13 protein-coding genes are annotated in these 12970 nt (G+C 64.0%); 4 read left to right on the top strand and 9 right to left on the bottom strand.

The features are described 5' to 3' along the window. Positions 1 to 113 precede the first annotated feature (113 nt). Positions 114 to 713, bottom strand: coding sequence for a DUF3299 domain-containing protein (locus tag HJ583_RS03910; protein ID WP_170020645.1), 600 nt, complete (start codon positions 711 to 713; stop codon positions 114 to 116). A gap of 1 nt (position 714) precedes the next feature. Further along, a complete protein-coding gene (locus HJ583_RS03905) occupies positions 715 to 1275 on the bottom strand; it encodes a gamma carbonic anhydrase family protein (protein ID WP_170020644.1) in 561 nt (186 codons plus the stop codon). 346 nt (positions 1276 to 1621) lie between these two features. Here HJ583_RS03905 and HJ583_RS03900 point away from each other — a divergent pair, with 346 nt between their 5' ends. Then, positions 1622 to 2020: a VOC family protein gene (locus HJ583_RS03900; protein WP_170020642.1), complete on the top strand. Its 399-nt coding sequence runs from the start codon at positions 1622 to 1624 to the stop codon at positions 2018 to 2020. A gap of 79 nt (positions 2021 to 2099) precedes the next feature. On the opposite strand, the gene HJ583_RS03895 is transcribed toward HJ583_RS03900, so the two are convergent. The 5 genes from HJ583_RS03895 to HJ583_RS03875 form a co-directional block, all read right to left on the bottom strand. Further along, a complete protein-coding gene (locus tag HJ583_RS03895) occupies positions 2100 to 3368 on the bottom strand; it encodes an ABC transporter permease (RefSeq protein WP_170020640.1) in 1269 nt (422 codons plus the stop codon). Then, a complete protein-coding gene (locus tag HJ583_RS03890) occupies positions 3365 to 4069 on the bottom strand; it encodes an ABC transporter ATP-binding protein (RefSeq protein ID WP_170020638.1) in 705 nt (234 codons plus the stop codon). The genes HJ583_RS03895 and HJ583_RS03890 overlap by 4 nt, the downstream gene beginning before the upstream one ends. After that, positions 4066 to 4605 carry a ZrgA family zinc uptake protein gene (locus HJ583_RS03885; protein WP_170020635.1) on the bottom strand — a complete coding sequence of 180 codons (540 nt, stop codon included), beginning with the start codon at positions 4603 to 4605 and terminating at the stop codon, positions 4066 to 4068. Before HJ583_RS03885 ends, HJ583_RS03890 begins: the two co-directional genes overlap by 4 nt. A 91-nt stretch (positions 4606 to 4696) precedes the next feature. Beyond that, the gene (locus HJ583_RS03880) at positions 4697 to 7594 is read right to left on the bottom strand and encodes an HD domain-containing phosphohydrolase (protein WP_170020633.1); all 2898 of its coding nucleotides are present in this window, start codon (positions 7592 to 7594) and stop codon (positions 4697 to 4699) included. A 44-nt stretch (positions 7595 to 7638) separates the two neighbouring features. Then, the gene (locus HJ583_RS03875) at positions 7639 to 8682 is read right to left on the bottom strand and encodes a Gfo/Idh/MocA family protein (RefSeq protein ID WP_170020631.1); all 1044 of its coding nucleotides are present in this window, start codon (positions 8680 to 8682) and stop codon (positions 7639 to 7641) included. Between the two features lie 54 nt (positions 8683 to 8736). Here HJ583_RS03875 and HJ583_RS03870 point away from each other — a divergent pair, with 54 nt between their 5' ends. Next, positions 8737 to 9087 (top strand): DsrE family protein, encoded by a 351-nt coding sequence (locus HJ583_RS03870; RefSeq protein WP_170020629.1) that lies wholly within the window; start codon positions 8737 to 8739, stop codon positions 9085 to 9087. A gap of 301 nt (positions 9088 to 9388) precedes the next feature. Beyond that, positions 9389 to 10501, top strand: coding sequence for a branched-chain amino acid ABC transporter substrate-binding protein (locus HJ583_RS03865; RefSeq protein WP_101941682.1), 1113 nt, complete (start codon positions 9389 to 9391; stop codon positions 10499 to 10501). A 65-nt stretch (positions 10502 to 10566) separates the two neighbouring features. On the opposite strand, the gene HJ583_RS03860 is transcribed toward HJ583_RS03865, so the two are convergent. Beyond that, the gene (locus HJ583_RS03860) at positions 10567 to 10770 is read right to left on the bottom strand and encodes a hypothetical protein (RefSeq protein WP_170020627.1); all 204 of its coding nucleotides are present in this window, start codon (positions 10768 to 10770) and stop codon (positions 10567 to 10569) included. A gap of 159 nt (positions 10771 to 10929) precedes the next feature. Between HJ583_RS03860 and HJ583_RS03855 the strand changes: the two genes are divergently transcribed. Beyond that, complete coding sequence (locus HJ583_RS03855) at positions 10930 to 12102, top strand: radical SAM/SPASM domain-containing protein (protein ID WP_170020625.1); 1173 nt, start codon at positions 10930 to 10932, stop codon at positions 12100 to 12102. Positions 12103 to 12157: 55 nt separating this feature from the next. Here the strand turns inward: HJ583_RS03855 and HJ583_RS03850 are convergent, their stop codons facing one another. Further along, positions 12158 to 12943, bottom strand: coding sequence for a 3-hydroxybutyrate dehydrogenase (locus HJ583_RS03850; protein ID WP_170020622.1), 786 nt, complete (start codon positions 12941 to 12943; stop codon positions 12158 to 12160). Between the last annotated feature and the right edge of the window lie 27 nt (positions 12944 to 12970).

Below are 12970 nucleotides of genomic sequence, written 5' to 3'. Positions count from 1 at the left end.
CCCTGCGGTATGGACGAGACCTGACCATTCGGCCACAGGGCCATGCCAACGGCAAGCGCGTAACTGCCGGACTTTCGGGCAAGGATGCCGCACCGTGGGCAGCGCAGCGCGACTCAGGACTTGGCGGGCGCCACGTAGCGCTCGGCGCGCTGGCCACTGAGGCGATAGCTGGCCACGCCGAAGGGACTGTCGATGTGCTCGATGCGCAGTTCCCCACTGATCCAGAAGGGCTCCATCATGCGGCCCCTGAAGGGCTTGTCCATCACCACATGAATGGTCTGGTTGGAGGGCGGCGGAGGCGAATGGATGCAGGCGCCGAAGTAAGGCACCAGCAGGAACTCACGAATATTTTCACGCTCGGCATCGAGTGGCACCAGAAACCCGGCAATCCGTACGCTCTGGCGATCCAGCGCCGGCACCGCCGGAGCCTTGTCCCAGGCTTCACGCATCTTCTGCATGAGCTGATTGGCCTGCGGATCGCCATCCTGCAGGCGGGCGATGTCCTCCTGCCGGATGCCGGCCAGCGGATCCCAGCCCTTCGGCGTGAGATCCTCCCAGAACAATTCACGATAGCTGCTGGCCGCCTTCACGGCAGCCGGCGCGAGACGCTCACCGAGCTTGTAGGCGGGAGCGTCAGTCTGCTGCGGGCCACAGGCCGCCAGCAGCAAAACCATCAGGCTGGACATCAGGCACAGCGGCCGCTTCAGCTTCATCTCAGAACTCGTTCTGAAGCTTCTTGTAGCCCGCCACCAACTCATTGTTGGTCCGCGCGACATCTTCCGAAAACTCGGCCGCCGAGGCCGTCACTTTCGGGATGGTCGCCAGATCGGTGCGGGCGTTGATATAGGTGGTGGAAGGCACATAGAAACCTGCCGGCAGATCACAGCCGTCGACCACCGAGTTGTGGCGCACCACACAGCCCTCGCCCACCTTGCAGTTGAAGACCACGCTGTTGAAGCCGATGAACACCCGCGGGCCGATCTCGCAGGGACCGTGCACGATGCTGCGGTGGGCAATCGAGCTGTGCTCGCCGATCTTCACGGCGGCACCGGACTTTGAATGGATCACCACCCCGTCCTGAATGTTGGAATGCGCACCGATCACGATCGGCTGCATGCCGCCCGAGGCATCCACCTCGTCGGCACGAATCACGGCATAGGGGCCGATGAATACATTGTCGTGCACGATGACCTTGCCGCAGATGATTGCGGTGGGATCGACAAAAGCGGATTCGGCAATCACGGGAAGATCGCCACTGGGGTTCTTGCGAATCATGAAAGGGGTTCTCCTGGGTTGGAAAGCTTGATGATCTCGTCACCCTGCACGGCATTGTAAAAGCTGGACGAGCGGCCGGTGTGACAGGTACCACCTTGCTGATGCCAAGCTTCGCTCAGACGCTGCAGCAGATCGGAAGTTTCCCGCTGGCGCAGCACGCCCCGTGGCCGATACGGCCAGAAGCAAAACACGATGCTTACAGGCCTGCAGCCGCCAGTCGCACCACCCAGAGTTGCAGCCCCCGGATAACATCATCCGGTTGTGAGCAATATCCTGCTGAAACTCAGCACTCCAGCATCTCTTCCCTTTCAAATTGAGCAGTACAGGCTTCGCCCCGGAGGTCACCGTGTTCTCTCATGTTTTCCTTGGCGTCAATGACTTCGAACGTGCGCTGGCGTTTTACACCCCGCTCATGGAAGCGCTTGGCATCGAGACCCGGTTCTGTGACCAGAGCCGTCCCTGGGCGGGCTGGCAATCCACGCCGGGGCCGCGCCCCTTGCTCCTGATCGGCAAGCCCCATGACGGCCTGGCCGCGCAGCCCGGCAACGGCAACGGCAACATGCTGGCCTTTCTGGCCGAGAGCCGGGCCACCGTAGACCGGGCATTCGATCTCGCGCTCTCGCAAGGCGGCACATCGGAAGGCGCCCCCGGACTGCGGCCGGAGTACCACGAACATTATTACGGCGCCTACTTCCGGGACCCGGATGGCAACAAGCTTTGCGTGGTCTGCCACGCACCGGCCTGAACTCGCCCCGCCCCGCTCGCATCCCCCAGCGAAGCGATGAGCAGGTGTTGGGTGCAGGCGCAGGATGGCCTTACCGCGTCTACAGGCGCGGGCTCAGGCCATCCGCCAGCGACAGGCGATAGGCCCGCCAGGCTGGCAGGAGGCTGGCCAGCAAACCGGTAGCGACAATCCCGGCGAGCCTCAGCCATTCGTCCTGCCCGGGCCACAGCCCGGCCACCACGATGCCGAAGCGGCTCTGTAGCCAGGCCCCGCCCAGCCATACCGCCCATTGCAGCAGCACGAGGCCCAGCAAACAGCCAGCCAGCGTGATCCCCAGACCCTCTATGATCAGCAGGGCCAGCACTTCGCGTGGCCGTGCGCCGACCGAACGCAGGATCGCCAGCTCGCGCCGGCGCGCGTCCAGCCCGGCGAGGATCACGGCCATCAGCCCGGCGAGGCTCACCGCTGCCACCAGCGCGGACACCGCCTGTAGCGTCCGCTCGCCTGCGGCCAGCATCTGCCACAACTGATCGAGCACCACGCCGGGCATGGCAGCGCTCAGCGCTTCGCCCGGAGCGGTATTGAGTTCGCGCTGGAGGCGGAACACATCGCTGCGATGCTTGAGGCCGACGAGCTGAGCAGTGATGGTCTTCGGCGTGAGATCAAACTTGCGGACCAGCTCCGGCGGCACCGAAAGGCCCGCCAGCGGCATACCGCCCTGCCAGTCGACATGGATGGCCTCCATCGAAGCGAGCGAGATGTGCACGCTGCGGTCGACCGGCGTGCCAGTGGGCGCGAGGATGCCGACCACGCGGAAGGGTTTGTCGCGGTGCTCGGCACCTTCCAGTTCGGGGCTGCCATGCGCCAGCACGATGGACTGATCGAGCGTGTAACCCAGCTCACGCGCCACGCTGGCGCCGATCACGGCTTCGAACAGGCTGTCGAACAGGCGGCCACGGGTCAATGCAAGCGCCTGAGCATCGCCATACTGGTAGCGCTTGAAATAGTCCGGCTGGGTGCCCACCACCGGGAAACCGCGATGCGCGTCGCCCAAGGAGATCGGCACCGTCCAGGCCACGGCAGGATGCGCTGCGATGCGCTGGGCCGCCGCCCAGCTCAGATTCGGCGTGGGCTCACCAATCCGGAATACGCTGTAGAGCAACAAATGGGCATGGCTGCCCCGCGCACCGACCACCAGATCGGTACCGGATAGCGCGCTGGAAAAGCCTTCGCGGGCACCGGCCCGCAAGCGCTCCACACCCAGCAGCAGAGCAGCCGCCAGGGTGATCGAAAGCAGGGTCAGGCCCAGGGCATAGCGGCGGTTCCAGGCACTGGCGAGCGCCAGCCGCAGCAGGATGAGCGCCTTCATGCAGCGCCTCCGGCATTGAATTCACTGAGCGCCTGCACGCGCCCGAAGTGAGCGGCCAGGCGCTGGTCGTGGCTGACGAAGATCAGGCTGCTGCCAGCTTCGTTTGCCTCGTGCAGCAGCAGGTCTACAAAGTCCTGCTGACGCTGGGCATCCAGCGCCGAAGTCGGCTCGTCGGCCAACAGCAGTTCGGGTTGGCCGATCAGGGCGCGGGCGGCGGCCACGCGTTGCTGCTGGCCGACCGAGAGGGCGCTGACCGGCCTTTGCCAATCCGCCGCGAACAGGTCCAGATGGCTCAGGAGGCGCTGCGCTTCGGCCTGCAGCGAAGCCGCCCCGCGGCTCAGCGCTCGCGCCTTGCGCCGCGATGAGAAGCGGCAGGGCAACAGCACATTGTCGATCACGGACAAGTAAGGCAAGAGATTGAACTGTTGGAAGATGTAGCCGATGTGCTCACCACGCAGGCGATCGCGTATCGCCGCGGGCAGATGGTCGACACGTTCACCCAGCAGATGGATTTCGCCCGCAGTTGGCCGCAGTACGCCAGCCAGCAGGCTCAGCAGGCTGCTCTTGCCGCTGCCGCTGGCACCATGCAGGAACAGGTGCTCGCCGGGCTGCAGGGCGAAATGCGTGATGGCGAGGCAGTCTGCAGACTGGCCGGGCCAGCGTTGGCGCAGCCCGTGCAGTTCGATCAGCGGGGCGCTCACCAGACAAGGCCGCGCGACGAACCGGTGAGCCGGGCAGCACGCTGAACTTTGCTCGTCACCAGCCGGGCTTCAATCACGCGCAGGCGTTTGAAGGTGTCAAAAAAAGCCACTTCCAGGCGCTTCAGTTCCGCCGGCCGGGCGCATTTGAAGCGGTAATGCGCATCCAGATCAGCGTGCTCCTGCTCGCTGGCACCGGCTGCAGCAGGTGTCGCCTTCTCGCCGAGCAACTCGGGGGGGATGGCCGCCGAGGCCAGGCGTACCCCAGTCAGCGCGCAGCCGGCGGCCGGGCTCGGCAGCAGCAGCGAGTCCCCACTTCGCAGCAGCGTTGCCAGCTCACGCACCCTGGCCAGATCCTGCGCGGATTTCGGTTCCCGCTCGAAACCGAGCAGGCTTTCGAGTGGCAGTTCCAGTTCAACGCTGAAAACATCGCCCTCCAGGCTGGCGTTGAGATGACCCACGCCATGGCTATGCCCCTCGGCGGCCTGTGCTGCGGCCGAAGAGAGCAGAAGCAGGATCAGGGCGACAGGTTTGCGCATGGCGGAATTCTCGACGGGGTGGATGGCCGGGAATTTGAGCACAGCCCGCGCTCAGATGCAACTTCGTTGCGTTAATAAAAAGCAGGCTGGCTCACAGCCCGAGCCGAGCCGGGTCCACGCTGTCGATCTGCTCCGCACGCAGGTAGCGCCCGGCATAGTCGAGATACACGCCGCTGCGCACGAAAAGTGCGAACAACTCGGCATCGAGATGCCCTTCCGCCACCATGCGGGCCATGATCTGCAGGGCCTCCGAAAGCGTCTTGGGCGCCTTGTAGGGGCGATCCGCCGCGGTGAGGGCTTCAAACACATCCGCGATCGCCATGATCCGTGCCGGCACACTCATCTGGCTGCCGGTGAGGCGGCGCGGATAACCCTTCCCATCCATGCGTTCGTGGTGGCTACCGGCAATCTCGGGCACCGCGCGCAGATGGCGCGGGAAAGGCAGGTCCCCAAGCATGACGATGGTCTGCACGATGTGGGCATTGATGATGTAGCGCTCTTCCTCCGTGAGCGTGCCACGGCTCACGCACAGGTTGTGGAGCTCACCCCGGTTGAACCTGGCCGCAGGCACATCCATGTGAAAGCCCCAGGGATTGTCAGGCGCAATCTGCTCGCTAGGCGGACGGGCGACGAGGTGCTCGGGCTTGTCGGCAAGCAGCCGTTCAGTGGCCGGCAGACGGGCGACAGGCTGAGCCGCCAGCAACTGGGCCTCTTCTCGCGACAGACCGAGGCGATCGTCAAGCGTACGCAGCCAGGTACGCGCTCCGATCGACTCAAGCCGTGCGATGCGCTCGGCATCAAGGTACTCACCCCCCTGATTGCAGGCGGCGACGAAGGCAAACTCATCATCCAGGCTCTGCCACTCGGCCTGCAGCGCCGCCAGCTCCTGCGCGGTAGGTGCGGACGGGCTGCGCGCGCGCCAGAAAGCGAGCTCGGCATCGCGCTTGAGCAGCTCGAAGCGGGTACGGATCTCGTGGATGCGGTTGTAGAGGGTTTCAAGCTTGGTGGCCTTGTCCACCACGTATTCCGGCGTGGTCAGCTTGCCACAATCGTGCAGCCAGGCCGCAATGCGCACCGCTTCGCGCTCATCCACGCTGAGCCGGAATTCGCGCAAGGCCCCCTCCTCGCTGGCGTGAGCCGCTTCGGCGAGCATCAGGGTCAGCTCGGGCACGCGCTGGCAATGGCCGCCGGTATAGGGGCTCTTGGCATCAATCGCGCCGGCCAGCAACTTGATGATGGCGTCGAGCAAGCACTTCTGGCTTTCGACCAGGCTGCGCGTCTCGATCGCCACGGCTGCGGTGGAGGACAGTGCCTCCACGAAAGCCAACTGGGGATCACGCAGGCTGCCAACGCCACGGCCGAGCGGGCGGCTGGATTCCAGCACCAGCACGCCAACGAAATTGCGCTCGAAGGTCTCGAGCGCCACGGCGAAGACTTCGCTGCCGCGCTCACCCTGCATGCCAATCACGCTCTGGCGCGACAGCGCCACCTGCACCACGGGATGCGCAGCGTCCGCCTCCAGCGCCAGGCGCAGCGGATAAGGCGGCATGCCCTCGCCGCGTTGCTGCGAGCAGCTCAGCGTGCGCGAATCCGGATCGAAGAGATACAGCGCGCCGGAGCGGGCCTGCACGGCCGCCAGCACATCATCGAGCACCATCCCCAGCAGCTGTTCGAGCTGGATCTGCGAATTCAGCGCGGAATTCACTTCTAGAAAGCGCGAGATCGTGGCCCGCATCTGCCCGGTGGCACTGGTCAGCAGATCGACCTCGGCAATCCGCGAGCGCTTGAGGCGGCTCGGACGAAAATCGAAACTGGTCACAGCCCGCGCCTCTTCAGCCAGATCGCGCAGCGGCCGCACCACCCGTTGGGTCAGCCAGAAGCACAGCGGAATGGAGCCCAGGACCAGCGCCAGGATCACCCACAGCTGGCGCCACAAGAGGCGCTGGGCCTCACCGAAGAGTTCGCTGCCGGGCACCGCCATAAGCACCCGCAAGGCCTTGCCACGCGCATGCAACTCTATCGGCACCGAAATCAGCTCCCAGGTTTCACGCCCCAGCTGCACTTCGCTACGCTGCGACGCGCTCGCTGGCAGGCGCGCGGCAGCCACCAGCGCCGGCAGCCCCAAATCGCCCAGGCGCGCCAAACGCGCTTCGCCTCGGCTGGCGTCGAGTACCGCGGAGCGGCGGGCGTCCTCGAGTGCCACGGTCGAGGACGAGGCATCGATGATCGCCACCTGAGTGCCAGGCGAAAGCTTCAGCTCGCCAAGCTCCTTGCCCAGCTCGCGCAGTGTGGCATCCGCCCCCACCACCGGGCCACCTTCGTGCACCAGGCGCGCCAGCGTCACGCCAGGCTGGCGAGTCGTGAAGAAGAGATAGGGATCGGTAATGATCGAGGCGCCAGAGCCTTGCTGCTCGGCCTGGATGAACCAGGGCCGGGAGCGCGGATCGAAGCTGTAAGCGGGACGCTCTTCACGCCGCAGCAGATGGCCGGCGGCGTTGTAGAACAGGAATTCGCCGATCGGCCTCCCACCGGGGCCATTGCTGCGCGACTGCACCAGCAGGCTAGCGCCTACCGGCGCCTGAAAACTCTCGCGCAGGCGGGCCTCCCGCAACGGACGGAAGAGAATGAAATCCCCCCCCGGATAGCCCACATACCAGGCATCGAGCAGCGGGTTGGCCTTCAACGCAGCCTGCGCCATGCCTACCGAGAGCAGACGCTCGGACAAGGTGCGGGCGCGCACGATCTCGCTGAAGCTCAACAGCTCCAGCTGGTTCTCGGCCGGCTGCAGAATTCCGCGCAGCTTTTCGGTCAGCGAACGCGACACATGACGGATCGATTCATTCACGGCCGAAGAGGCTACGGCGCGTGTGCTGTAATACGAATGCACCACCAGCACAGCAGCCATCAACACCAGCAACAACGCCATCCCGGCGGCCGCCAGCACATGCAAGGGAAGCCGCAAGTGGCCGTGCTCGCCCCGCTCATTCATTGCACGCTCCCCATCATCATCCCGACACGCCGGCTAATGCGCCATCAGCACGCACACAGGGCGATCTCCCGCCCCTCGGCCATGCTGATCGCCACAGCCTCGGTGAAGGCCATGTATTTCACACCCTCCGCAAAGCGTGTGTGGCTCACGGCCTCCAGGCCACGAATGGCGCTGATGAATTCTTCTTCGACACGCCAGCCGCCCGCCTCCTCCGCCGGGATCGGCACCGGCTGCAGCACGGCATCTCCGCGCCGCCCGCCGCTGAGCTCGCCGTCGGCAAAGCGCAGCGTGCCTTCGCTGCCAAAGAGCACGATTTCACTGGATTTGTACAACCCGCTCACGGCTGAAATCGTGAAGCAGGCCTGCGCGCCACAGGCCATGTCGGCCAACACGCTCACATGCTCCGGCACCCGCACGGCACGCAGGCGGCCTGCCGCATCGACACGCTGGGTCACGAAAGTACGGCCCTTGGCAATCACGCTGCTAGCCTCGCCCACCCAGCGCATCAGGCTCTCGTACCAGATGCCCAGACTCATCACGCTGAGGCCGGAGAGCTCTGCATCCTGGCGCCAGTTGAGCGGTGCAGCGGGATCGAGAAAGCGACCATCGGCTACCCGAACCTCGATACTCAGCAAGCGGCCGACAAAGCCCTCGCGCAGCAGGCGCTGGACGGTACGATCCACCCCGAGGGTGAAGGGCGCCGGCACCACCTGCGCCACCAGATCCGGCCGGGCCAGGGCCGCGGCATGCATCTGGCGCGCCTCGGCAAGATTCATCGCCAGGCGCGCCTCGGTCAGCACATGCTTACCGGCGGCCAGCGCAGCCAGGCTCACCGGGCAGTGCAAGTAGGGCCAGGTGCCAATCATCACCGCGTCGATTCCCGCATCATTGACCAGCGCACGCCAGTCTGCGGCCACCTGCGGAATGCCGAGCTCGGCCGCCACTTTTTCCGAGGAGGCACGCGAGCGGTTCGCGACGCACACCACCTCCACACCGGCCTGCGCACGCAACCCCGGAATATGCTTCTCGCGCGTATTGGCGCCAGCCCCGACGATACCGACGCGAATCACCTGTTTGCCTGAAGTCATTTCTCGCCCCCGCCCGAATTTGTATGCTGGAAGCCTACTCCACGGGAGACGAAAATGAATCCGGACTTTCACACCAGCGCCCTTGTGATCAGCAGTGCGGGCATGGGCCAGGGAGACGCCACGCTCTGCCAGCGCCTGCTAGGGAACTACCTGAAAACACTGGCGGAACTCGAAACCCCGCCACAGAGCATTCTTTTCTACGCCGCCGGCGTGAAGATGGCGCGCCATGACTCAGCCTGCCGCGCGGAGCTCGATCTGCTCGCCAAGGCAGGCAGCCGGCTGGTGATCTGCCGCACCTGTCTCGATCACTACGGGCTGCTGGACCAGGTCCCCGCAACGGAGATCGGCAACATGCTGATGATTGTCGAAGCGCAGGGCGTGGCCGACAAAGTCATCAGCCTGTAAGCGCGCGGCCTGCCCGGGTGCAAGAGCAGCGCCAAGGGCGAGGGAAGACACTGATACTTGGCGATGTCTTTCAGCAGCTTCATGCGGCCCTTCTCGTTTCTAAGGGGCGGCCTCTTTTGCTCAAGCCATACGCGTCAACGCGATCCGGCGGATGATTGGCAACAGACCCTAAGCTTGGTCAACAAGCCTGCATGCGAGTGAAAACACGGATGGCAGAGCGCTGCGCCGGAGTTCATAATTGTGGCCTTTCCGTACCAACGGGTACGGACCAGAACCGCAAGCACCGGAGAACATCTTGAACCTGCAACGCACCGCTATTGCCCTCGCCCTTCTGGCTCTGGCCGGCACTGCCAGCGCCGATATCACCGTCAAGCTCGGCGCCGCCGGCCCGCTCACCGGCCCGATCTCGCACATCGGCAAGGATGGCGAAAACGGCATCCGCCTCGCCATCGAAGACGCCAACGCCAAGGGCATCACCATCGGCGGCCAGAAGGCCAAGTTCGAGCTGGTCAGCGAAGATGACCAGGCCGACCCGCGCACCGCCACCACGGTTGCCCAACGCCTGGCAGATGCCGGCGTGAAAGGCGTGATCGGCCACGTCACCTCTGGTGCCTCTATCCCCGCCTCGCGAGTCTATGAACAAGCCGGCATCCCGGTGATCACTCCGTCTTCCACCAGCCCGGCACTGACCAATCAGGGTTTCAAGGTGACCTACCGCGTGATCGCCAACGATCTGCAGCAGGCGGATGCAATGGCCAACTATGCGGTGAAGAAACTCGGTGTGAAGCGCATTGCCGTGATCGACGATCGTACCGCCTACGGCCAGGGGCTGGCTGACGCGCTGGTCGCCAGCATGAAGAAGCTCGGCGTACAGGTGGTGGGCCGTGAATTCACCAACGACAAGGCCACGGACTTCATGTCCATCCTCACCAAGATCAAGGGCCAGAATCCGGACGCGATCTTCTACGGCGGCATGGATGCCCAGGGCAGCCCGCTGTTGCGCCAGGTGCGCCAGCTTGGCTTGAAGTCCGTGTTCCTCTCCGGCGACGGCCTGTGTACCGCCGAGATGCTCAAGCTCTCCGCCAAGGATCTGGATAACCGGGTGTTCTGCACGCAGGCGGGCATCCCGATGGAAAAGATGCCGGGCGGCGCCAAGTTCAAGGAACGCTTCAAGCAACGCTTCAATGCTGAGGTGCAGCTCTACGCACCTTACAACTACGATGCAGCCACCGCCCTGATCGAGGCCATGAAGGCGGCTAACTCGGCTGAACCGGCCAAGTACCTGCCGGCGCTGAAGGCACTGAACATCAAGGGCATCACCGGCAACATCAGCTTCGATGCCAAGGGTGACATCAAGGAAGGCGGCGTGACCTTCTACTCCTACAAGGATGGCAAGTGGGCTGCGGCCGACTGATCCTCACTCGAAGACGCACGTAAAAGAGGCCCCGCAAGGGGCCTCTGTGTTTTGGGCCGTCGCACTCAGGCCCCCTTCCCTGCTTCCCCGATCCGCTCCAGCTGGACATGCGCCTGATGCAGCAATGCATTGAATGCCTGCACGCCAGGATAGGCTGAGCCGTGGGATTCGTTTGCCAGGCGCTGCCCCATTTCCCGCAGCACGGCAAGCAGGTCTCCCAGCTCAGCAATCGTCTCGAGCCGTTCGGCCTCTCTTGAATCATCACGCATGATCAAGCTCCTTTCGCTCTGACGAGCATGCTTACGCTTTGCCCCATGCTTCGTTATAGCCGGCAAATTGCGCCCGGCAGCTCTCCGGGCTGAGCCACCGCAAAGCCTTGCATTAATTCCCTACTAAAATCCCGGGCTTTCAGAATTTCCCCGTAATTCATGAACAGCATCCAGCCGATCACCCTGCTCCGCCCCACCCCCAGTAGCCCCGACAAGCAAGCGGCCATTCCCGGTCACCGCGTCGAGCTGCAACTGCTCACCACCCTCAAGTGCAACCTGAAATGCACCTATTGCTCATTGGGCGTGGGAGAGGTGCTTGGGTCCCAGCAGCATGTGGACTACTCGCTGGATCAGCTGAGCGCTTTTGTCGACAGCCAACTCACTGGCCTCGAAACCTATGTCACCTTCTATGGCGGCGAACCCACGCTGAACCGCCCCTACATGGAAGAGGTGATCGCGCGCTTTCCGAACTTCCGTTACCAGCTGCAGACCAATGGCACCCTGCTCGATGGTCTGCCGGACGCAGTGCTGGCGCGCATGTCCAATTTCCTGATCTCCATCGACGGTGGCGAAGGTACCACCGACGGCTATCGCGGCCGCGGTATCTATCGCCAGGTGATGAAGAACCTCGCCGCGATCCGCCCCAGAACCAGCGGAAGCATCACCGCACGCATGACCTGGAGCCACCCGGAAATCAGTTTCGAGGAAATCGATCATCTCACCGAGGTCTTCGATTACCTGTACTTCCAGTTCGTCGCCGACCGGGGCGCCTATCCGGCTGAGGGCATGGCCAAGCGCAAAGCCATCATCACACAGATGGTCGCCAGGTTCTTCCAGCACCCGGATCGCCTCTACCCGGTCATTCCGATCATGGGCATGGTGCGGAACAAGGTGATGCCCTCGAAGGCGCAGGAGCTGTACCAGGGCAAGACCCAGTGCCGTGCCTCCACCCACATCCTGAATGTGATGCCGGACGGGCGCATTTTCCCCTGCCCCGACCTGCTCTACCTGCCCGAGATGCAGCAGGGTTCGGTGGTCGACAACTGGCTGCGCGCCAGCCCCCTGCAGCCGGATCCGGCCATGCCATGCGCGAGCTGCGAGGCCTACAGCTTCTGCCGCGGTAACTGCATGAAGAACCTGTATCTGGCCTACGTGAAGAAGGATGAGGATTACCGTCGCGAAGTCGTCGAGCCGATCTGCGAGCTGGTACGTTTCATGGGCGAAGAGATCGACCGCCACGATCCGCAAGCCTGGTTCGCCCGCGCCAGCCTGCCGGTAAGAAAGCTCATCACCGACTGCGAAGTCTACGAATACGTCGAGATCATGCCCTGAGCGTCTGCACCAGGCCGGCGCAGCAAGCGTGCTGCGACAGGCCAGTACTGCCGACTCAGTGGGCCGTCCAGGCCCCGTCAACCGGCAGTGCCGTGCCGGTCATCGAGCGGGCGCCGTCGCTGCAGAGGAACACGGCGAGTGCGCCCAACTCGTCCACCTCGACGAATTTCTTGGTCGCCTGCGCGGCGAGCAGCACATCGCGGATCACCTGCTCCTCCGTCATGCCACGAGCCTTGGCGGTGTCCGGAATCTGCTTCTCAACCAGAGGCGTCAGCACATAGCCCGGGCAGATGGCATTCACTGTAATACCGCATTCAGCCACTTCCAGCGCCACAGTCTTGGTCAGCCCCAGCACCGCATGTTTGGTAGCAACGTAGGCCGACTTGAAGGGTGAGGCCACCAGTGCATGCGCTGAAGCAATGTTGATGATGCGGCCCCAGCCACGCGTCTTCATGCCCGGCACGGCGAGGCGGATGGCATGGAAAGTCGCCGAGAGATTCAGCGCTACGATGAGATCGTACTTTTCCGGCGGAAAATCCTCGATCGGGCTCACATGCTGCATACCGGCGTTATTCACCAGGATGTCCAGGCTGCCATGCGCCTGCTCCACACTGCGGATCATGGCCTCGACAGCTTCGGTCCTCGTCAGGTCTCCCCCCACGAAGCTGACACTCACGCCAAACTCGGCGGCCAGTTCGCTGCGGATCTTCTCGATTGCAACGGGCTCGCCCAGACCATTGAGGGCAATCGTGGCACCTTGCGCCGCCAGCGCCCGGGCGATCCCGAGGCCGATACCACTGGTGGAACCTGTAACGAGTGCTACCTTGCCCTTGAGTGTCATGATCGACTCCTTTTGATGTGTCGGACG

Source organism: Uliginosibacterium aquaticum (assembly GCF_012972705.2).
GTDB lineage: Bacteria > Pseudomonadota > Gammaproteobacteria > Burkholderiales > Rhodocyclaceae > Uliginosibacterium > Uliginosibacterium aquaticum.
This window is presented reverse-complemented; position numbering and strand designations above follow the sequence as displayed.